The sequence below is a fragment of the Arthrobacter wenxiniae genome (assembly GCF_013376105.1).
Taxonomy (GTDB): domain Bacteria; phylum Actinomycetota; class Actinomycetes; order Actinomycetales; family Micrococcaceae; genus Specibacter; species Specibacter wenxiniae.
In genome coordinates this window covers 1-20,958 of sequence record NZ_JAAMFM010000012.1, presented here as the reverse complement: position 1 = coordinate 20,958, position 20,958 = coordinate 1, and the positions used below count along the sequence as shown (strand labels likewise).

At 65.5% G+C, this 20,958-nt stretch carries 20 protein-coding genes; 6 read left to right on the top strand and 14 right to left on the bottom strand.

Annotated elements, in window-relative coordinates; genetic code table 11:
• Nucleotides 1–79 precede the first annotated feature (79 nt).
• On the bottom strand, nt 80–1,873 hold the full coding sequence (locus tag G6034_RS09675) for a proline--tRNA ligase (RefSeq protein WP_176634903.1): 1,794 nt from the start codon (nt 1,871–1,873) through the stop codon (nt 80–82).
• A gap of 61 nt (nt 1,874–1,934) precedes the next feature.
• On the bottom strand, nt 1,935–2,216 hold the full coding sequence (locus G6034_RS19500; protein WP_218063774.1) for a hypothetical protein: 282 nt from the start codon (nt 2,214–2,216) through the stop codon (nt 1,935–1,937).
• A 362-nt stretch (nt 2,217–2,578) separates the two neighbouring features.
• Here G6034_RS19500 and G6034_RS09665 point away from each other — a divergent pair, with 362 nt between their 5' ends.
• The 3 genes from G6034_RS09665 to G6034_RS09655 are packed head-to-tail and all read left to right on the top strand — an operon-like array spanning nt 2,579 to nt 4,729.
• Complete coding sequence (locus G6034_RS09665; RefSeq protein WP_176634976.1) at nt 2,579–3,337, top strand: ABC transporter ATP-binding protein; 759 nt, start codon at nt 2,579–2,581, stop codon at nt 3,335–3,337.
• A gap of 8 nt (nt 3,338–3,345) precedes the next feature.
• Nucleotides 3,346–4,089, top strand: coding sequence for an ABC transporter permease (locus G6034_RS09660; protein ID WP_218063773.1), 744 nt, complete (start codon nt 3,346–3,348; stop codon nt 4,087–4,089).
• Between the two features lie 4 nt (nt 4,090–4,093).
• A complete protein-coding gene (locus G6034_RS09655) occupies nt 4,094–4,729 on the top strand; it encodes a TetR/AcrR family transcriptional regulator (RefSeq protein WP_176634901.1) in 636 nt (211 codons plus the stop codon).
• Nucleotides 4,730–4,814: 85 nt separating this feature from the next.
• Here the strand turns inward: G6034_RS09655 and G6034_RS09650 are convergent, their stop codons facing one another.
• The 10 genes from G6034_RS09650 to G6034_RS09605 form a co-directional block, all read right to left on the bottom strand.
• Nucleotides 4,815–5,339, bottom strand: a complete 525-nt coding sequence (locus G6034_RS09650) for a PadR family transcriptional regulator (RefSeq protein ID WP_176634900.1) — start codon at nt 5,337–5,339, stop codon at nt 4,815–4,817.
• A gap of 12 nt (nt 5,340–5,351) precedes the next feature.
• Nucleotides 5,352–7,379 carry an oxidoreductase gene (locus G6034_RS09645; RefSeq protein ID WP_176634899.1) on the bottom strand — a complete coding sequence of 676 codons (2,028 nt, stop codon included), beginning with the start codon at nt 7,377–7,379 and terminating at the stop codon, nt 5,352–5,354.
• A 56-nt stretch (nt 7,380–7,435) separates the two neighbouring features.
• Nucleotides 7,436–8,266 carry a GNAT family N-acetyltransferase gene (locus G6034_RS09640; RefSeq protein ID WP_343038006.1) on the bottom strand — a complete coding sequence of 277 codons (831 nt, stop codon included), beginning with the start codon at nt 8,264–8,266 and terminating at the stop codon, nt 7,436–7,438.
• 19 nt (nt 8,267–8,285) lie between these two features.
• Nucleotides 8,286–9,449, bottom strand: coding sequence for a flavodoxin-dependent (E)-4-hydroxy-3-methylbut-2-enyl-diphosphate synthase (gene ispG, locus G6034_RS09635; RefSeq protein ID WP_176634897.1), 1,164 nt, complete (start codon nt 9,447–9,449; stop codon nt 8,286–8,288).
• A 124-nt stretch (nt 9,450–9,573) separates the two neighbouring features.
• Nucleotides 9,574–9,867: a YciI family protein gene (locus G6034_RS09630; protein ID WP_176634896.1), complete on the bottom strand. Its 294-nt coding sequence runs from the start codon at nt 9,865–9,867 to the stop codon at nt 9,574–9,576.
• Between the two features lie 9 nt (nt 9,868–9,876).
• Complete coding sequence (locus G6034_RS09625) at nt 9,877–10,314, bottom strand: hypothetical protein (RefSeq protein WP_176634895.1); 438 nt, start codon at nt 10,312–10,314, stop codon at nt 9,877–9,879.
• On the bottom strand, nt 10,311–11,060 hold the full coding sequence (locus G6034_RS09620; protein WP_246295584.1) for a helix-turn-helix domain-containing protein: 750 nt from the start codon (nt 11,058–11,060) through the stop codon (nt 10,311–10,313). The genes G6034_RS09625 and G6034_RS09620 overlap by 4 nt, the downstream gene beginning before the upstream one ends.
• Before the next feature lie 73 nt (nt 11,061–11,133).
• Nucleotides 11,134–12,465 (bottom strand): site-2 protease family protein, encoded by a 1,332-nt coding sequence (locus tag G6034_RS09615; RefSeq protein ID WP_176634975.1) that lies wholly within the window; start codon nt 12,463–12,465, stop codon nt 11,134–11,136.
• A gap of 73 nt (nt 12,466–12,538) precedes the next feature.
• Nucleotides 12,539–13,798: a 1-deoxy-D-xylulose-5-phosphate reductoisomerase gene (gene dxr, locus G6034_RS09610; protein WP_176634894.1), complete on the bottom strand. Its 1,260-nt coding sequence runs from the start codon at nt 13,796–13,798 to the stop codon at nt 12,539–12,541.
• A 61-nt stretch (nt 13,799–13,859) separates the two neighbouring features.
• The gene (locus G6034_RS09605; protein ID WP_176634893.1) at nt 13,860–14,357 is read right to left on the bottom strand and encodes a MarR family winged helix-turn-helix transcriptional regulator; all 498 of its coding nucleotides are present in this window, start codon (nt 14,355–14,357) and stop codon (nt 13,860–13,862) included.
• A gap of 127 nt (nt 14,358–14,484) precedes the next feature.
• Between G6034_RS09605 and G6034_RS09600 the strand changes: the two genes are divergently transcribed.
• Both G6034_RS09600 and G6034_RS09595 read left to right on the top strand, forming a co-directional pair.
• A complete protein-coding gene (locus G6034_RS09600; protein WP_176634892.1) occupies nt 14,485–15,060 on the top strand; it encodes an NADPH-dependent FMN reductase in 576 nt (191 codons plus the stop codon).
• A 1,148-nt stretch (nt 15,061–16,208) separates the two neighbouring features.
• Nucleotides 16,209–16,844: an Abi family protein gene (locus tag G6034_RS09595; protein WP_218063771.1), complete on the top strand. Its 636-nt coding sequence runs from the start codon at nt 16,209–16,211 to the stop codon at nt 16,842–16,844.
• 344 nt (nt 16,845–17,188) lie between these two features.
• Here G6034_RS09595 and G6034_RS09590 read toward each other — a convergent pair whose 3' ends face one another.
• Nucleotides 17,189–17,749 (bottom strand): DUF5067 domain-containing protein, encoded by a 561-nt coding sequence (locus G6034_RS09590; protein WP_218063770.1) that lies wholly within the window; start codon nt 17,747–17,749, stop codon nt 17,189–17,191.
• Between the two features lie 639 nt (nt 17,750–18,388).
• Nucleotides 18,389–19,450 carry a hypothetical protein gene (locus tag G6034_RS09585; RefSeq protein ID WP_176634890.1) on the bottom strand — a complete coding sequence of 354 codons (1,062 nt, stop codon included), beginning with the start codon at nt 19,448–19,450 and terminating at the stop codon, nt 18,389–18,391.
• Between the two features lie 909 nt (nt 19,451–20,359).
• On the opposite strand from G6034_RS09585, the gene G6034_RS09580 reads away from it, so the two are divergent.
• Nucleotides 20,360–20,958, top strand: a 599-nt coding sequence (locus G6034_RS09580) for an ATP-binding protein (RefSeq protein WP_176634889.1), incomplete at its 3' end; no start/stop codon positions are given.

The following is a 20,958-nucleotide window of genomic DNA, read 5'->3' as shown; positions in this document are numbered from 1 at the left end:
TCTCGACGCGCTCGCAGGGCTCGCTGCCCGACCACCGGCCACCGCGGGCTCGACCAGCCGGCGGACGGGCGGAGGGTCGCTACTGGCGGTCGAGGATGTACTTGACGGCGTCGGCCAGCGGGACGTTTTCGGCGTTGCCGGTCGTTCGGTCCTTGATTTCGACGACGCCGTCCACGAGTCCGCGGCCCACGGCCAGGATGGTGGGGACGCCCAGGAGCTCGGCGTCGCCGAATTTCACGCCGGGGGAAACCTTGGGGCGGTCGTCGTAGATGACTTCCAGCCCTGCCGTCTCCAGCTCGGCGGTCAGGGCTGCGGCGGCCTCGAAGATCTCGGCCCCGCGGCCCACGGCGACCACGTGGACGTGGGCGGGTGCCACGTTGGCGGGCCAGATCAGGCCCTTGTCGTCATGGTTCGACTCGGCGAGGGCGGCCACCGCGCGGGTGATGCCGATGCCGTACGAGCCCATGGTGACCACGGCCAGCTTGCCGTTCCGGTCCAACACCTTCAAGTCCAGGGCCTCGCTGTACTTGCGGCCCAAGGCGAAGATGTGTCCCATTTCAATGCCGCGGGCCGCCTCCAGGGGGCCGGAGCCGTCGGGGGCCGGGTCGCCTTCGCGCACTTCCACTGCCTCGATGGTGCCGTCCCAGCCGAAGTCACGGCCGGCCACCAGGCCGAAGACGTGCTTGCCGGCTTCGTTGGCGCCGGTGATCCAGGTGGTGCCGGAAACGACGCGCGGGTCCACCAGGTAGAGCAGCTTGGAGCTGCCTTCGGCACCGAGCAGGGCCGCATCCAGGGCCAGGCCCGGGCCAAGGTAGCCCTTGACGATTTCGGCGTGCTTCTTCAGGTCGACGTCATTGGCCGCCTCGACGCCGACTTCCCCGCCAATGGCGAGGTGGGCGCCGATGTTCGCCTCAACGCGCTTGAGGTCCACGGCACGGTCACCGGGGACGCCGATGACCACAAGCTGGCGTTCCCCGGTGGGCAGGTCGATGGCCAGGACCACGTTCTTCAGGGTGTCCGCGGCCGTCCAGCTGCCCTCGGCGCGGGGAGCCAGCTCGTTGGCTGCCGCCACGAGGGTGTCGATGGTGGGGGTGTCCGGCGTGTCCCGAACCTCGGCTGCCGGAGCGTTCGTGAAGTCGATGTCCTCGGGCACCACGGTGGTGACGGCCTCCACGTTCGCCGCGTAGCCTCCGGCGGACCGCACAAAGGTGTCCTCGCCGATGGACGCCGGATGCAGGAATTCCTCGCTCCTGGAGCCGCCCATGGCACCTGCCGTGGCGGCGACGGGGATGACGTCCAGGCCCAGGCGCTCGAAGATGCGCAGGTAGGCACCCCGGTGGGCCATGTAGCTGGCGTCCAGTCCGGCGTCGTCAATGTCGAAGGAGTAGGAGTCCTTCATGATGAACTCGCGCCCGCGGAGCAGCCCGGCGCGGGGGCGTGCCTCGTCGCGGTACTTGTTCTGGATCTGGTAGATGGACAGCGGCAGGTCCTTGTAGGAGGAATACAGGTCCTTGACCAGCAGCGTGAACATTTCCTCGTGCGTGGGGGCCAGCAGGTAGTCGGCGCCCTTGCGGTCCTGCAGGCGGAAGATGCCGTCGCCATACTCCACCCAGCGGTTGGTGACCTCGTAGGGTTCCTTGGGCAGCAGCGCGGGAAAGTGGACTTCCTGGGCGCCGATGGCGTCCATCTCTTCGCGCACAATGGCCTCCACCTTGCGCAGCACGCGCAAGCCCAGCGGCAGCCAGGTGTAGATGCCCGGGGCGGCGCGGCGGATGTAGCCGGCGCGCAGGAGCAGCTTGTGGCTGTCCACCTCGGCGTCAACGGGATCCTCGCGGAGGGTGCGGAGGAAGAGTGTGGAAAGGCGAAGGGCCACGCGAATTTTCCGTTTCTTGAGCAGTTGGGCGCCCGCCTTGCGTTGGAGGGCCAGTACCAATCTACCGGTAGGAAGCAGGAGGGCGGCACACCAGCCGCGGTGAAATTCCGCGCCGGGGGTGCCGCCGGATCGAATAAAGGGGGGGCCGGCCGGTCATGCCTTCAAGCGCCACCGGGACGCCGGGGACGGCAAAATACTTGTTGCTGCCCGGCTCACGGATGGCCTCGATGCGCAGCCGCTCCTTGAGTGCGGCGGCCTTGGCACCGGCGAGTCCCGCCAGCGCGGCTGGTGGGACACCGAGGATTTCCTTGAGTGACCCGCCTTCAAATTCCTTCCCGAGCACCCCCGCAAGATCAACGTCAAACAGCCATGGTGGGTGTCATTCCGTCGTGTGAGCGTGCTCCGCCGGGTGGAAGCCGCGCCCGGACGGCGCCGCCGCTGCCATGCCATGCCACGCCATGCCACAAGGGTTGGACAGCTCCGTGGTCTTGGCTGGGAAGCCGCCGCTAAAGCAGCTGGCCAACAAACTTTCGGGGCCCGCTGTGGACAAGGGCAGCCGGGAGGGCTAGCTTTAATTCATCAGATGGTGAATTACTGCTTTCGGGAGGACGCATGTCACACAGGGCACAGCTGCCAAGCCACGGTGCCGTGGTGCACCCCCCGGTGCCCGCGCATGTCCCCGCAGGCGCCGCAGCCAACGGACACATGACAGACAGCGTCACGGTGGACCGGCTGGTGGTCCACCGTGGCAGGACGGACGTGTTGCGGGACGTCAGCTTCAGCATTCCTGCGGGGCGCATCACCGGCCTGCTGGGACCGTCCGGCAGCGGGAAGACCACGCTGATCCGGGCCCTCGTGGGGGTGCAGAGGATCACCTCCGGGGAGGTGCGCGTGCTGGGACGCCCGGCCGGGGACCCCACCTTGCGAAAAGACGTCGGCTACGTCACGCAGGCGCCCAGCGTCTACCGGGACCTGAGCGTCCTGGACAATGTCAGGTATTTCGGGGCCATGCACGCGCGCAGCCGGGCGGACGCGCTGGAGGCCGTGGCCGCCGTCGGGCTGGGCGACTTCCTCAGGCGCAAGGCCGGCGACCTCTCCGGCGGGCAGTTCAACCGGGTCTCCCTGGCCTGCGCGCTGGTCTCCAAGCCGCAGCTGCTCTTTCTCGACGAGCCCACCGTGGGCCTGGACCCCGTGCTGCGGGCGGACCTGTGGGCGCAGTTTGCGGCCATGGCGGCGTCCGGCACGACGCTGGTGATCTCCAGCCACGTCATGGAGGAGGCTGGACACTGCGACGCGCTGCTGCTCTTGCGTGATGCCCGGCTGCTCGCCCGGCTCACGCCGGCCGAGCTGCGGAGCCGCAGCGGCACCGACGACCTGGAACTGGCATTCCTGCGCCTGATCCAGGCCGATGAACGGGCGCAGGCAGGCCCGGGGACAACCACGGCCGTGGACGGTGCGCGATGAACTGGCGGATGATGTGGGCCACGACCGTGCGGGTCCTGCAGCAGCTCAGGAGCGACCCGCGCAGCATTGCCCTGATCCTGGTGGTGCCCTCGGTGCTGCTGGCCGTGGTGTACTGGCTGTACCAAAATGAGACACTGCCGCCCGGGGTGCCGCGGACCTTTGACAGGGTGGGCCTGATGATGCTGGCCATCTTCCCGTTCGTCGTGATGTTCCTGGTCACCTCCATCACCATGCTGCGCGAACGGACCTCCGGCACCCTGGAACGGCTGCTGACGACCCCCATCCACAAGGGTGACCTCCTGTTTGGCTACGCGCTGGCATTCTCCTTGATGGCGGCCCTCCAATCCGTGGTGGCCACGGCGGTGGCCTACTGGGTGTTCGGCATGAGCATTCTGGGCAACGCCGGCTGGGTGGTGCTGGTGGCCGTCGTGAACTCGGTGCTGGGCGTGGCGCTGGGGCTGCTGTGCTCGGCCTTTGCCACCACGGAGTTCCAGGCCGTGCAGTTCATGCCCGTGGTGGTGATCCCGCAGATCCTGCTGTGCGGGCTGTTCGTGGCCCGGGACCAGATGAATAACGTCCTGGAGGCCATTTCCAACGTGTTGCCGCTGACGTATTCGGTGGACGCCCTGCAGGAAATTGCCAAGAACTCGCAGGCAACATCGTCCATGGCCACGGACCTGGTGGTGGTGGCCGGCTTCGTGGTGGCGGTCCTGCTCCTGGCGTCCCTGACACTCCGACGCCGGACGGCCTAGTTCAGTGCGGACCCCGCCGCAGCGCGGCCGCAGGCAGGGCCGCACCACCTCGCGCGAACTCATCCTGGGCAGCGCCCGGAAACTGTTTGCCGAACATGGCTACGCGGCCACGAGCCTGCGTGAAATTGCCCGCGACGCCGGCGTGGACCCGGCCATGGTCCACCACTGGTTTGGCGGCAAGGAGGAACTGTTCAACGCCTGCGTGGAGCTTCCGGCGGATCCGGCGCAGGTGCTGGGCCACGTCGGCGAACTGCCCGCGGAACTCAGGGGTGAGGCGCTGCTGCGTGCACTGCTGACCTTGTGGGATTCCCCCGCCCAGCCGGCACTGCTGGCGCTCCTGCGCAACGTCACGGGGTCCAAGGCCCAGGCCGCCCTGATCAGGCAGGTCCTGTTCAAGCGGATGCTGGCTCTGGCCATGGCCGGACTGCCGGGCAGCGCGGCGGAGCTGGAGCGGCGGGGGGTCCTGGTGGCCAGCCAGATGATCGGGCTCATGGTGGCCCGGTACCTGCTGCGGGCCGAACCCCTCGCCTCGGCCGGGCACGACGAGCTCGCGGCTCTGATCGCACCCGTGCTGCAGCACTATCTGACGGGGCCGCTGCCCGGCACCGGATCGGCTGTCCCGGGCACGGGCCATGGATAGCCCGTCGCGCGGAACAACCGCTGCCGCCTGGGCTGTGAACACCCGGGCCGCGGACAAGGAACCGTCCAACCGCCAATATCAACCGCTACCCTGTTGCGAGCGTCTCCGCGCACCAGGCCAGCCACGACTCCTCAAACGCAATGCCCGCCAGCAGCACCGCCCGCCGCAGCCCGCCGGCGGTGTCGAGAGCCCTCCCGGGCGGAAAGTCGCGCTCCTCGATGGCCCGGTACCGCCCCAGGGTCTGCGCGTGCAGCTGACGGTGGCGCCGAATTTCCCCGCCCAGGTCCACGGTGCCCAGCACGGCGGCGGCCCGGAGCCGCACCAGCAGCGCGTCGCGGACGGGCCGGGGTTCGGCGGCCGCCAGGCTCCACCGTTCCAGCTCGGCCCTGCCGGCAGCTTGGACGTCAAAATGCCGCTGGCTCCCCCGTGCCGTGGCCAGTCCCCGGGCCAAAATCAGCCCGGCCTCCTCAAGCTTTCCCAGTTCCCGGTAGATCTGCTGGTGGGTGGCCGGCCAGAAGTGGCCCAGCGACTTGTCAAAGCGTCGGGCCAGCTCGGCGCCCGTGCACGGCTTTTCGAGCAGTGACGTCAGGATCGCGTGCGGCAGCGACATCGAAAATGCCCGCTAGATCCGCGCCGCGAGGCGGGTGCCCTGGTCGATGGCCCGCTTGGCATCCAGTTCGGCCGCCACGTCCGCTCCCCCAATGAGGTGGACCGCGGCGCCCCCGGCTTCCAGCGCGGCCTGCAGTTCACGCCGCGGTTCCTGTCCCGTGCACAGGATGACGGTGTCGACGGCGAGCACGGTGTCGGTGCCGTTGACGCGCAGGTGGAGTCCGGCGTCGTCAATCCTGTGGTACTCGGCGCCGGGGACCATGCGGACTCCCTTGGCGCGCAGCTCGTTGCGGTGGATCCAGCCGGTGCTCTTGCCGAGTCCGGCGCCAACCTTGGTTTCCTTGCGTTGGAACAGGCCCACGCGGCGGTCCGGGCGCGGGTGATCCGCCTCGGTGATGCCGCCGGGGCCGGCGTACGCGGGGTCGATCCCCCACTGGCGGTAGAACTTTTCCGGGACCAGGGTGGCGCTGGTGCCGTTGGCGGTGATGTATTCGGCCGTGTCGAAACCGATGCCGCCCGCGCCCAGGATGGCCACATTGGTCCCCACCGGCTTCTTGTCGCGAAGGACGTCCAGGTAGTTGAGCACGCAGGGGTGGTCGACGCCGTCGATCTCGGGGATGCGCGGGAGGACGCCGGTGGCGAGGACCACTTCGTCGAAGCCTTCCCGCAGCAGCGCCTCCGCCGTGGCGTGCGTGTTAAGCCGCAGCTCGATGCCGCGCAGCTGGATCTGGCGGTTGAAGTAGCGGATGGTCTCGTGGAATTCCTCCTTGCCGGGGATTTGCTTGGCGATGTTGAACTGGCCGCCGATCTCCCCCGCGGCCTCAAACAGCACCACCCGGTGGCCGCGCTCCGCCGCCGTGACGGCAAAGGCGAGCCCGGCCGGACCGGCCCCCACCACGGCCAGCCGCTTGGGGTGCCCGGCAGCCTCGATGAAAAGCTCCGTTTCGTGGCCGGCCCGCGGGTTGACCAGGCAGGAGGCGGTCCTGCCCGTGAAGGTGTGGTCGAGGCAGGCCTGGTTGCAGGCGATGCAGCTGTTGATCTCGTCGCCGCGGCCCTCGGAGGCCTTGCGCATGAAGAAGGGGTCGGCCAGGAAGGGCCGGGCCATGGAGACCATGTCCGCGTGGCCGTCCGCCAGCAGGCCCTCGGCCACCTCCGGGGTGTTGATGCGGTTGGTGGTGATCAGCGGGATGCCAACCTTGCCCATGACCCTTTTTGTGACCCAGGCGAAGCCGGCCCGCGGCACGGAGGTGGCGATGGTGGGGATGCGGGCCTCGTGCCAGCCGATCCCGGTGTTGATGAGCGTGGCCCCGGCCTTCTCGACGGCCTGGGCCAGCTGGACCACTTCCCCGAGGGTGGAGCCGCCCTCCACGAGGTCCAGCATGGAAAGCCGGTAGATGATGATGAAGTTCTCCCCCACGCGTTCACGGATGCGGCGGACAATTTCGACCGGGAAACGCATGCGGTTTTCGTAGCTGCCGCCCCATTTATCCGTCCGCTGGTTGGTGCGTTGGGCCACAAATTCGTTGATGAGGTAGCCCTCGGAGCCCATGACCTCCACGCCGTCGTAGCCCGCGCCCTGGGCCAGCTTGGCAGCCACGGCGAAGTCCTCGATGGTCTGCTCCACCTCATCCTGGCTGAGCGGGTGGGGCATGAGCGGGCTGATGGGTGCCTGCACGGCGCTGGGCGCCACGAGGTCCCGCTGCGACGCGTAGCGGCCAAAGTGGAGCAGCTGCAAGGCGATTTTGCCGCCTTCGGCGTGCACGGCGTCCGTCACCACCCGGTGGCGTCCGGCCTCCTCGGGCGTGCTGAGCTTCGCCCCGCCCTTCAGGGGACGGCCGGCGTCGTTTGGCGAGACGCCGCCCGTGACCATGAGCGCCACCCCGCCGCGGGCCCGCTCCGCGTAGAACGCTGCCAGGCGCTCAAAGCCGCCGGGGAGTTCCTCAAGCCCCACGTGCATGGACCCCATGAGCACCCGGTTGGGCAGCGTGGTGAAGCCCAGGTCCAGGGGCGTGAACAGGTTTGGATACCGGCCAGCAGACATTCGTGCACTCCTTTGCGCAACAAGTTGCATAATCGTATCGCGGAAGGCGGGAGCGGTCAGAACAGCACGGTGGCGAACGTGCCGGCCTGTTCAAAGCCGACCTTGGCGTAGACGGCGCGGGCGCGGTGGTTGAAGTCGTTGACGTACAGGCTGGTCACCGGCGCCAGCCGCTGGGCGAAGAGCACCACGCCGGCCATGTACCCGGCGCTCAGTCCCAGTCCCCGGTAGCGCGGGTTCATCCACACGCCCTGGACCTGGGTGGCGCGGGGGGTGACGGCGCCGAGGTCGGCCTTGAACACCACCTCCCCGTCGGGTTCGCAGTGGCTGAAGGAGTGGCCGTTGGTGATCAGCCAGGCCACCCGGCGGCGGTAGTTTTCCTCCCCGCCCAAAAACGGCGAGTAGCCCACCTCCTCCTCGAACATGGCGGCCGCCGCGGCCAGCACCTCGTTGAAGCGGCCGCTCGCACTGGGCTCCAGGGCCGGGTTCGGTGCCAGCAGCGGCATCCCCTCGATGACCAGCAGCGGCTGGTTGGCCCGCACCTCCTGCGCATTGATGCCTGCGGCCGACAGGGCATCCATGATGCCAAGGACGGCGCCGGCGGGTCCAAAAATGGAGGCGTGCGGTTCCCAGTGGCTGGCAATCCAACGGCCAAAGTGCGCCGCCTGGCCGGGTTCGACGCCCACGGGGACCACGTTGGAGCCCACCCAGCAGGCCGAAGCCAGCTGGCCGCCGTCGTGCTCGAAAAAGCCCAGGATCACGGCGCCGCGCTGCGCGGGCACGGCGCTGCCGCCCGCGGTCAGCAACGAGTCAATGAAGACGTTGGCCACGGGGTCGCGGGCCACGAGGGTCCGGAGCGCGGCCGTGTCCTCGTGGACCAGCACGCGCACAGGGCCCTGGTTGGCGCCCTTACGAGACGCTGACCACGGGGCCACCCGGGAGCGGATTGTCGGCATCGGACTCCATCTGTTCGGCGATTCTCATGGCTTCTTCAATCAGGGTCTCCACGATCTGGTCCTCGGGGACGGTCTTGATGACCTTGCCCCGCACGAAGATCTGGCCCTTGCCGTTGCCCGAGGCCACGCCAAGGTCCGCCTCCCGGGCTTCCCCGGGGCCGTTGACGACGCAGCCCATGACGGCCACGCGCAGGGGCACTTCCAGGCCTTCCAGGCCCGCGGTGACTTCCTCGGCCAGCTTGTACACGTCCACCTGGGCGCGGCCGCAGGAGGGACAGGAGACAATTTCCAGCTTGCGGGGGCGCAGGTTCAGCGACTGCAGGATCTGGTCGCCCACCTTGATCTCCTCCACCGGGGGTGCGGAGAGCGAGACGCGGATGGTGTCGCCGATGCCCTTGGACAGGAGCGCGCCAAACGCGACGGCGGACTTGATGGTGCCCTGGAAGGCGGGTCCGGCCTCGGTGACGCCGAGGTGCAGGGGCCAGTCGCCCTGCTCGGCGAGCATCTCGTAGGCGGCCACCATGACCACGGGGTCGTTGTGCTTGACGGAGATCTTGAAGTCGTGGAAGCCGTGCTCCTCAAACAGGGACGCTTCCCAGACGGCGGATTCGACGAGCGCCTCCGGGGTGGCCTTGCCGTACTTCTTGAGGATGGACGGTTCCAGGGAGCCGGCATTGATGCCGATGCGGATGGAGGTGCCGTGGTCCTTGGCGGCCTGCGCGATTTCCTTGACCTGGTCGTCAAACTTGCGGATGTTGCCCGGGTTCACGCGGACGGCCGCGCAGCCTGCCTCGATGGCCGCAAAAACGTACTTGGGCTGGAAATGGATGTCCGCGATGACGGGGATCTGCGACTTCCTGGCAATGATCGGCAGCGCCTCGGCGTCGTCCGCCGAGGGGCAGGCAACGCGCACAATGTCACAGCCGGACGCGGTGAGCTCGGCAATCTGCTGCAGGGTGGCGTTGATGTCCGTGGTCTTGGTGGTGGTCATGGACTGCACGCTGATGGGGAAGTCCGAGCCGACGCCGACGGAGCCGACCTTGATCTGCCGGGTCTTGCGCCGGGGGGCGAGGACAGGAGGCGGCAGTGGCGGCATTCCGAGGCTGACCGAGGTCAAAATATGCTCCTTGAAGTTTTTTCAGCCGATGCGTTGGCGGCGCCTGGATTCGGGCGCCGCGATGGGTTCGCGCATCGTCTGTTCTAAATTGTAGGCGCCTTGGCGCCGGGGTGGGCGGCGCTGCCTATGGCAGGTACTTGCTCAGCTGGCCGATGACCGGCTTCCATTCGGAGACCTTCAGGCCCGTGACGCCTCCGCCGGCGCTCATGGGGTCCTGCCTGAGGATTTCATGGAGCGTGGCTTCGTCGGGGGCGTTGAAGATCAGCAGGGCGCCGGCACCGTCCGCGTACGGGCCCGATGCCAGGACCACTTCGGCGTCCGCCTGCGCCGCCAGCCAGTCGCGGTGCTTGGGCCGGTGCTCCGTGCGGGCATCCTCGGCTTCGGGTCCATAAACGTATTCAACAGCAAAGATCGTCATGCTTTCACCTTATAGCAGGAGGACTTTGGCCGCGGTGGCCACCACGGCCGCCCACAGCAGCGACGCCATGGTCCCGATGATGAACCGTTCGCTGGCGGCCGGCGCCTGCTTGAGTTCCGGATACCGGCCCAGGCCCTTGATGGCGACCACGTAGGCGATGGCAATGGGCTGGCCGGCCAGGATGGCCAGTACGACGGCGGCCCTCTCCAACACGCCGATCAACAGTCCCCCTCGCAGGACTCCCGCGCCGGTGGTGTCGGGAGCCCCAGGTGCGGGGCGCACCTCAGGTGCGTCGCCGGCGTCGTCCGGTGCGTGGCCGGCATGGAGTTCGTGCGCGTCGGCCGCCCGGACGGGGCGGGACTTGGCCAGCCGCAGGACCCCCGCGGTCAGCGGCCAGCCGCCCAGGCAGGCGACGGCCGCCGTCAGTGCGATCCACAGAATTGTCACTCGTCCTCCAGTTCGGTTCCCAGCGTAGCCAGTCGGGCGGACAATCCGGCGGCGACGGGCTGGACGCCGCCCTGGACGCCGGGCCGTGCCGGCCGGAACCGGCGGTCGGCATGGGCCAGGAGCAGTTCGGCGGCCCCGCGGCCGGCCTGCTCCTCCTGCCGGCCGGAGCGCAGGATGGCCTTGCTGACGGCCTGCGGGCTGATGTCCAGCGCCTTGGCCGCATCGATCTGACGGCCGGAGCCAGCCTCGTTCAGCGCGTCCAGCACCCGCCATTCGGCGACGGTCCGCCGGCGGACCAGCCCGCCCACCAGCACCAGGACGGCTTCCGCCGCCGCGGCGTGGCCGCCGCGGAAACCCCCGGGGTCCGTCCCCGGCGTTCCGGCCCCGCGGGACTCCACCATCTCCTCGGCCTGGACGGAAAGCGGCACGCGCTCCCCCGCCTTCTTGGCCCTGTCCACGGCGCGGCGGGCCAGCACGAATGCCGCGCCGCTGCCTTCGCGGGGGCTCGCCGGGAGCGGGAGGCCCACCGGGCCGATCCCGATGCCCACATACCAGTGGCCGGTGCGCAGCGCACGCATGGCCACCTCCACCACGGACCGGGGATCGTCGAGGACGCCCTGGATCTCGTCGCCCACAGAACGCTCAAAGGGCAGCACCACGGGGATGTCCCGGAGCCCGGCCAACAGCTCGGGCACCAGGTCGGCGCCCTTGCGGCTGCCGCGCTGGTCGATCGTCATGACAAACATGACTGAATCATAATTGGTTGATATCAAATTATCAACCATATTTGAATGATTGTGAGGCGGCCCGAGTCCGGGACTAGCCAAACAGGTTGACCGGCTTGACGATGTCAGCGTAGATCAACAGGGCGCCCATGACCATGAGCAGGCTGGCGGCCACGTAGGTCACGGGCAGCATCTTGGCGATGTCGAAGGCGCCGGGATCCTTCTTCCTGAGGACCTTCGCAAGGGTCCGGCGCGCCCCTTCGTACAGCGCGCCCAGGACGTGTCCGCCGTCGAGCGGCAGCAGCGGGATCAGGTTGAAGACGAACAGGGCCAGGTTCACCCCGGCCATCAGGCCGACCAACGTGCCCACGCGGGCGCCGAGCGGCACCTGCTCCATCGAGGCCACCTCGCCGGCCACGCGTCCCACACCCACCACGGAGATGGGGCCGTTGGGGTCGCGGGGTTGGGAGCTGAAGGCGGCCTGGGCGACGCCCACCAGCTTTTGCGGCAGCTGGAAGACGACGCCGCCAATCTGGGCGATGCTGTTGCCGACCGCCGGCAGCACGGCGGCGGCGGATTCGGGCACCAGGGCGGAGGTGGGCCCCATGCCGATGAAGCCGGCCTCCACAGTCACTGCCTTGCCGCTCGCATCAAGCTTGGCGTTGCCGTTGGCATCCAGCACCGGGCGGGCGGTGCGGACCGGGGTGATGGCGGTGGTGATGGTCCGGTCCCCGCGCTGGTAGCTCATTTCGACTGACTTGCCGGCGGAGGCCCGGATCCACTCGGTCAGGGCGGCCCAGTCGGTGACGGCCTTGCCGTCAAAGGTCTTGATGGTGTCGCCGGGGAGCAGGCCCGCGGCGGCCGCGGGCGTCTTGGTGCATTTGGCCATGTCGGCAGGCTCCGGGGCGCCGTAGGCCACCTGGCAGGCACTGACCTGGGACAGCGTGGTGGTGGCCTGGGGCGAGCCAAAGCCCATGAGCAGGACGCCGGTCAGGACGATCCCGATCAACAGGTTCATGGTGGGCCCGCCGAGCATGATGATGATCTTTTTCCACACGGGCAGCCCATAGAACACCCGGTTTCCATCCTCCGGGCCGACGTCCTCGTGGGCCACGCTGCGGGCCTCCGTGGCCATGGTCTGGAACATGCCGGTGCTGGAGGGGCGGACACTTCCGTCGACCGGATTGGGCGGGTACATGCCGATCATGGCCACGTAGCCCCCTGCGGGAATGGCCTTGAGACCGTACTCGGTCTCGCCCTTTTTCCGGGACCAGATGGTGGGGCCGAAGCCGATCATGTACCGGGTCACGCGGACGTTGAAGAGCTTGGCGGGAACCAGGTGGCCCACCTCGTGCAGCGCAATGGAGACCACCACGCCGATGGCGACGAAGAGCACGCCGCCGATGAAAAGCAATACCGTCACAATGAACTTTCTCGCTGCAGTCGTCCGGGCGCGTCTCGCGACCCTCTCCAAGCAAACACCCCTCAGGCCCTTCCCTTCAACTACCCTGCGTCCGGCCGCCTGCGTCCGGCCGCCTGCCTGCCGGTGCCTTGGCTGCCAGCACCTCGTTGGTGCGCCGGCGGGCCCACTCTTCAGCGTTCAGCACGGACTCTAGCGTCAGCTCGGAAACGGGTGCATGTTCGCTGAGAACTTCAGCAATGGTGTCCACGATGTCCAGGAAGCCGATCCGCCCCGCATGGAAGGCGTGCACGGCTTCCTCGTTGGCGGCGTTGTAGACGGCGGGGCAGGTACTCCCCCTCCGTGCCGCATTCTTGGCAAGCTCGACGGCGGGAAACGCGGCGTTGTCCAGTGGCTCGAATGTCCACGTGGCGGCCTTGGTCCAGTCGCACGGCTGCGCGGCGCCTGGCACCCGGTCCGGCCAGCCGAGCCCCAGGGCGATGGGCAGGCGCATGTCCGGCGGCGACGCCTGGGCGATGGTGGAGCCGTCGGTGAACTGCACCATGGAATGCACCACGGACTGCGGGTGCACCACGGCCTCGATGTTTTCCAGCGGCACGTCAAAGAGCAGGTGTGCCTCGATGACTTCCAGGCCCTTGTTGACCAGGGTGGCGGAGTTGGTGGTGACCATGGGGCCCATGTCCCAGGTGGGGTGCTTGAGGGCCTGCTCCGGGGTGACATGGGCCAGCTCGTCCCGGGAACGGCCCCGGAACGGCCCTCCGGAAGCCGTGACGACCAGCTTTTCCACCTCGCCGGCCGTGCCGGAGCGCAGTGCCTGCGCAAGGGCGGAGTGCTCGGAGTCCACGGGAACCAGCTGCCCGGGCGACGCGGCACCCTTGACGAGCGCGCCGCCCACGATCAGCGACTCCTTGTTGGCCAGGGCCAGGATGGCCGTGGTTCCCAGGGCTGCGAGCGTGGGGGCCAGCCCGATCGAGCCCGTGATGCCGTTAAGCACGACGTCGGCCGCGTCGCCAGTGCCTGCGCCCCAGGCGGCGATCGCGGTGGAGGCGTCCGGGCCGGTCACGATTTCGGGGGCGTAGCCGCCCAGCCCGGCCGCGGCGGCCCGGGTGGCGATCAGCGCACGGAGGGGGCCGGCGTCGTCCGTGGCAATGCCCACGGCCAGCGCGCGGGTGCGGACCGCCTGCTCGGCCAGCAGCTCGAGCTTGGCGCCGCCCGCGGAGAGCGCAGTCACGGCAAAGCGGGGCGTGCCGTCCGGGAGCGTCGCCTGGTCGACGACGTCAAGCGCCTGGGTGCCGATGGAACCGGTGGAGCCGAGGATGATCACTTTGCGATGCTGCATGCTTCCAGTATTCCCCAACCGCTCCCGGACCCGACGACGGGCGCGCAGCGGGCCGGCGCCCCTACCAGAGGCCCTTTTCAACGGCGGCCGCGCGGATCTTTTGGAGGGACGCGCGCAGCTGGGCGAGTTCGGCACGCGTCAGCGGGTCGAAAATAGTTTCGCGGACCAGGCTCACATGGCCCGGCGCGGCGGCACGGACGGTGGCCCAGCCGTCGTCGGTCAGCGAGATTTTCTGGCCGCGGCCGTCGTCGCTGGCGGCGCACCTGCCCACCAGGCCCTTGCACTCCATGCGCCGCAGCAGGTGCGACACCCGCGACTTCTCCCATTCCAGGATCGCGGCGAGGTCGCCGGAGCGCACGCCCTCCGGGCGGGCCTCCGACACGGCTGCCAACACGGCATACTCCACGCCGGAAACCTCGGAGTCCCGGCTGAGCTGGCGGTCGACGACCCGCGGCATGCCGGAGAGGAACTCCCGCAGCTCCAGCCACAGGTGCTGTTCGTCCGTGCTGAGCCAGCGCGTAAACGCCTCCGCGCCGCCTGTGGGTTCCTGCCCTGGCATGAAGCACCTCACAATTCGACATATTTGTTGACATGTCAAGTATCGCAGTGCAGGATGGAAAACATCAAGTTTTAGTTGACACGTCATCTACTTAGCTGGCGGCCATTGATTCCAAGGAGCAGCACCCATGTCCAAGATCGCCATCGTCACCGGATCCACCCGCCCCGGCCGCATCAACAAGGGCGTTGCCGAATGGGTCCTGGCCCAGGCCCGGCAGCGTGGCGACGCCGACTACGAAATTGTCGACATTGCCGATTTCAACCTGCCCGTCCTGGACGAGGCCTACCCCGCCGGCTTCCAGAACTACCAGAACGACCACACGAAGGCCTGGTCCGCCAAGATCGCCGAATTTGACGGCTACATCTTCATCGCCGGCGAGTACAACCACTCGGTCCAGCCCGCCCTGGCCAACGCCATCTCCTACCTGAACGTGGAATTCAACAACAAGGCCGCCGGCATTGTCGGCTACGGCTCCGCCTTCGGCGTGCGGGCCGCAGAGCACCTGCGCGCCATCCTCTCCGAGCTCCAGGTGGCGCACGTGCAGAAGACCGGCATGTTTTCCCTGTTCACCGACTTCGAGAACTTCTCCACCTTCAAGCCCACCGAGCTGCAGGCTGCCTCGCTCGCACCCATGCTTGACCAGCTGGTGCCGTGGACGCGCGCGCTGCAGTCGCTGCGCGAGGACGCCCTGGCGGCTGTCTAGGGACCTACAAAGGTACGACGGCGGGTGGAGGCCCTTCCCTTGAAAGGTCGCCACCCACCGTCGTACCCTTGGCCCGTACGGAGAACGCTCCGCCGTCGCTGAAAAGCGCTGGTCTCACGCTGGCTGCCAGTGCCCACAAATTCCTGTCACTGGCGTGTCCCCATTCCCCCCGACGTGTCTGTGTTCAGGCGTAGTCACTGATTCGATTTCCCTCAGCTCCTTGAGGCGATGGGTCACTGAAAGCCGAATCGGAGGAACACGTGGAGCCAGGTTTGATCGGCGGCCCGCAGCTCCGCCGCGGCAAGTCTGTTTGCTTCCACAAGTCAACGCTATCCCACAGAACCGACATATTCTCTGTATCCGATTTCGTTTGCACCCAATGCCGGTGCGAGAGGATTCAGCCCGCTAAGCGCATCATGAAGGTTCCTGGCCAGGCGGAATTCAGGGAGCCGGAAGTTGATACTTCGAACATAAGGTGCCCACCCCCATACTGCGCCCAGCGGGCAATTGCTGTGGCGATATGCCATGATCTGCGATTGGTTTTCGTTCAATAACGTGAGTAAAACGTGACGAGGCTCTGCAGCGTGGCGCCGGAGCTGCTGTTTGATGGTCGTTTGCAGGTTCATCGACACGGCGGATGGCATGTCGCTGGTTGCGAGGGGGTCCGTCACTGTTCAACAATTCCTGTTGTCTGAGGCGTGGTCTCGGTCCCACCAGCCGTGTGGCCATTGTCGGCCGTGAAACGTGATTTTTGTTGACGCTTTGCCGGGTGAGTGGAGCACCATCCGCCCCAATTTGGTGTCCATTTGTCTCCGATTGGCCGACCGGGTCAACCTAAATTGGGATCAATTTCGCACGCCAAACTGCGGACGGTTTATGAGCGAATAGGTGGTAGACAGGAGATCACCCGCGGTGTTGCCGAGGACGGAACAGGTGAGGATGATGACGAATGCAGTGGCCCGGCAGGCACCAATAAGGAGTTAAAAGCTGAGGGCCCCGCAGCTCCTGGCCGCGGGACTCTCAGTAATCCATAACAGGGAACCTGCCCCTGTCTTCTACTACAGTTTACTACTGTGAACAGCCGTGAACAAATAAGTGTTGAGGCCGTCCTGCTGAGGCGGCTGAGCCCGCCGAGGTTGGCGCCGTACTTGGATGCGGCAGGGAGCCTGCAGGGTGCTGTGCGGCTCTACCGGTGGAACGTGGAGCTGTCCGGTGCGGTGTACGAGGCGCTGCATATTTTCGAGGTCGTCTTGCGCAACGCCCTGGACGAGCAACTCTGCGTTTGGAACGCCGGTCAGATTGTTCCGACCACGGGAGAGCCGCACTCCAGTGATTGGCTTCTGGATCCCTCGATCTTGTTGGAACGAATTGTTGGCCGGGACATACCCGAAGCAGAATATCGCGCCGTCCATTCAACCAGGACCCGGCCCAAAGACCAGCGCGATCCGTTGCATGCTGACATTCTTGCCGCATTGTCGATGGGGACCTGGCGGTTTCTCCTTCCGGGCCGCAAGGACCTGGGCAAGCAACTGCTCTGGGATGAAGCACTCCACCATGCTTTTCCGCATCTTCGGCGACCGGTCCACGAACTTGAACGGGCCGTTGACGGCGTCTACCGGTTACGCAACCGCGTTGCTCATTTGGAGCCACTGATCAATAGCGGCATTGCGGCACAGCTGGCCAACATGAGGACAGTCATTGGCGCCATCGACCAAGACCTGCTCTCCTGGTTCGCGTCCGTGGAGAAAATCGGCGCCACCCTGAAGACGCGCCCGAAACCTTGACGGCACAGCCGTCGTGGCTGAATCTACGTCCACCACCTCCGGTTTTCAGCCCGGTCATGTTCGTCAACTATGATGGGCAAGAGGTATCGGCAGCAACACGGGGACGCGCCAATATCACTGAGCCTGGGTTTTCCATCACGGGCAAATCTGAACAGGTCAGTTAAAAAAGCCAACGCCCGAAGACTACGCCGTCAGGGTGGGCCAACGGTTCGCCAAGTTCGTCCATGACCAGCTCCATGACTGACGACACTCAGGCCCGGAGCTCGGGCATCACCGGCTCACGACGCATGCAGGGACGAGCCTTGGCAGGAGAGGACAACATGAGTGACCTCTCCTGCCGGTGCCTACTTTAGCTTGTAGGTCATTTTCCCGATTTGAGTCATGCCCATGTCGTTTGATGCGACCAGGTCCACGGGAGTTGTTGCGTCGGTGAGCTCATAAGCCACCGCGTTTTCAACGGTCCCGCCCTTCTTGATGTTCTCTGTCTGAGAATCAAGGAACTTCTCATCCGGGAGGGCGCCAACATTAAGCTTGTTCTCAGCGTTTGGGTTGTTGTCCTGGAAGGCCGTGAAAACGAACAGGAAGTCCATCGGCGAGATCTTCTTATCGGTCAGATTGCTGATTTTGTACCAAAATGCAATGACCGGCTTTTTGCCGTATTCATTTCCGGGAGCACCAACTGGAATGATCTTGTGATCAGTGATCTCAATCTTCATTTCCGGTGTAATGAGTACGCCATCCTTAAAAACAACACTGGCCTGCGCTGGAGCCATCGAAGCAGCCGGAGCGCTCATCGTCGATGAGTTGCTGCTATTCGCTGGTGTTGCTGCGGTTGTCGTTCCTGCGCACCCGCTGAGCGCGATAATCACTGACGCACCGGCAATCAGTGCAAAAGACTTCTTCATGAAATTTCCTAATCCCCCGCGCTTGCTGCGCAAGCTAATACCCAAGGCTTGCTATGCAAGCAAACTTCTTCTTCCAAATTATAACGGCACATCACAGATGAGAAATGCGCTCATCGCTGCCACAGCGTGCTGTTGATGGGTACGTCTGTCCCCGGCATCCGTCCACGCCAGACGAACCCACGAGGCTAATCCCCAATCCGACGAAGAGTGATGGCCGTCCTTCCGCACACATGCACTGCACCAGTCAGTAAGTGTCTAGAACCGTACCGTATGGCGCCCCGTCATCGAACGAGTCACTGGACGGGGCCAAACGGACGCTCAGCGAGGTGCTAAATCGACAGTGCCGGTCAGCGCTTGGATCGTCCGGAAGACGACCCACAAGTGGGCGCATGCGGTCTCTGATTGAAGGGTGGGCAGAAGGCCCCGTCATTTGTTCAGGCGACTTCGGAAACTGACGGCATCCGCGCGATTCTGTCTAACACACGCGCCCTGGGAGTTGCGCCGAAATTAGCGTGTCACGGTGGTTCCGGTACGTGCGAAGCGTGTGCGCGTCCCGGTTGGATCCTCTTCCTCTCCTCCGCTCACAGGTAGCAGACCTGGGAAAGTCGGGCTTGCAACACCGTGGAAGGTGGTGAAGGCTTAGCCTCGGATTGCGGCCGCCACCGCAGATGGCAGCGCCCGCAGCTGTTCGGCCGTAAAGTCTCGGGCGGGGATGTTCGGTCGCCTCCTGAAGTCGGTCTGCCGTACGAGGTCGACTGGGATCGGGATTCCGGGGATCGCCTCCACTCCCTGCGCGAGTGCCTCCCGCACTTCGGGCTGCCCTCGATAGTCGGGGAACCTCACCTCGACCTTCGCCGAGACCTCCTTCGCGGAGGCGGATGTATACAGGGCCACCGGCCATCTCACGCCGCGAGGCGAGCTGATCGAGCAGTTCAGGGATGGGGTTTGTGCTCTGCCGCCGACTATCTGGAACCCGGCGGAGCGCAGGGCGCCTAAAAACTCGAGGATCAGCGGCGTCGCCGTCGGGTCGTTGGCATCGCACCAAGTCAGGAAGTCTTCCTCTCCCCAGGTCCGCTCATTCGCGGCGTGCACTGCGGCCTTCGCCTCGACGAGATCGGAACCGTATGCGGTGGGGATGAGGATCTCGACGCCCCGATCCTGAGCATGCGTGAATTCGACGACGATTACCCCGGTTGCGGGGACGGTTACGGCGTTGAGGAACTCGACGATCCGCTTGACGTCGTCGTTCAGATCGTCGACGGCGAGGACAAGATTGAACCGGCCGGATGCGAGGTTCTCCTTCACCGCAGTCCTAATTCGGCCATCCTGATCGTCCAGCTCCTCGAACGGGGAGACCCTGCCGCCGTCGGTGCGCCGCCAAACCCGCTCGAACTCGTCCACGTCCATGCGCCACATTCTGGATGCGTAGTCGAGGACTTGCCCAATCACTTCGCGGCGCACCTGCGGATTCGCAGCCAGCTTGCACTCTACGAGGGTCAGCTTCCCCTGGGCGTCCAAGATGACGACGCCCGCCCGATCGGGACCGGACCGGAATTCGCGGCACGCCACTGCCTGCTCGGAGACACCGGGCACCAGGTTTGGGTGGTCGTGCAAGATCTGCTGTAGGGCATTTTCATTCTCGTAGCCCATGCCGGCGGGCTCACGCCAACCGCTCTTCGCATCACGGATCAAAATGCCCATGTCATGGCCTCGATTCCCTTGAACGAAGAATACCAATGATCGTCCGCGCCGTGTGGCGGACTTCTATGAGCGATTTCATTCGGTCGCGGTCTTTCGGTATCCGGTGATGCTTCCTTCAATGGGGAGGAGTTGGGAGTCTGGCCAGCGGGATCGCGATCGCGGGAGCTGGAAGATCAAGTCTGCCGTGCCGGGACACCGGCAGTCTCGATGGAAGTTCCGGGAAAACCGATGGTCGTCAGTGGCGAGAGTAGGAGGATCGCAGGCTCGATTCATGCCCGCAGCAACGCGAAGGTGCTCAGGCACGTAAAAACCGCGGAATCTAGGCATTTTTTGCGGTCTGATGTCGAAAAAGATGAGCACACGGTCACCCCTTTGGGCTGAAAACACGCCAGGAATCGTGAGCAATCTTTCGTTGAAAAAGATGAGTAAAAGATGAGTTGGAGCAATTATTGTCCTTGGCGGCCCTGAACCGCAGAACATAACCGCAGGTCAGGGTCACATTTGGTGCCCCGGGCCGGACTCGAACCGGCGGCCAAGAGAAACTCAGGAACCTCATGTTAACCGCCTTCGATACACGCCAAAAACCGCCGGGTTCCGGGGTAGTGCGGGACGACAGTGCCCCTTTGGTATGCCATGGATTGGCGTGTGTTGTGGTTCAAGAACGTGAGCAAAAACGTGACGAGGCCCTGCAGCACAGTGCCGGAGACGCCGTTTGATCGCCGTTTGCAGGTTCCTCGACATGGTAGGCGGCATGTCACCGATTTTTGAGAGCGGGCCGTCGTATTTCAACGAACTGCGTTGTTCAGGGCGCTGTATAAGTGCAGATGGCCTCACCCTCGGCCCACTTCCGGAACATAACAGTTGTGTGGTGCTATCGTCACATGCGAGAAAGCAAACGAACGAGGAGCCATGGATCAGACGCCATTCACGAAGCTGTACTTCGGAAAGAGTGATCCCAACCATGAGTTGAGGTCAAACCCCGAGGACTTCATCAAGAGCTACGTGGACGTGAACGGCGCAATTGAGCGAGTAGTCAGCGGGGAAGTCAACCTTATTCTGGGACCGAAGGGCACAGGAAAATCGGCGCTAGGCCTGTACATCGAGAAGACCAGCATGAAGGGCCGCTACTTCGCGCGCATGAAAAACGCGTCTCATCTCCCTTTGGCCGAGATTCCTCAATTGAAGACGGGTGAGCCACAGGGTGCCGTCCGCACGAGAAATGCTTGGCGCTTCATTCTCCTCAGTAATTATCTGGACGTCGCGCTGAGCGATCCTGAAACCAAAATTTCTCAGATCCGTGACATTAGGCGCGTGATTAAGGGCCTTCGCGACTTCGGTTTTATGGCCGCCGACTCAGGCCACAGTCTACTAAAGGCGCATGGCGCGAAGTTCACCTTTCCAACCAGCCAGGTAGGATCCTTGTTCAAAGAGGAAGGCGGACGGGAGCTCGGGATTTACACCCTACTTCCGTATCTTGAACGCTGGGCGAAATCGCTGACGTCGCCAAA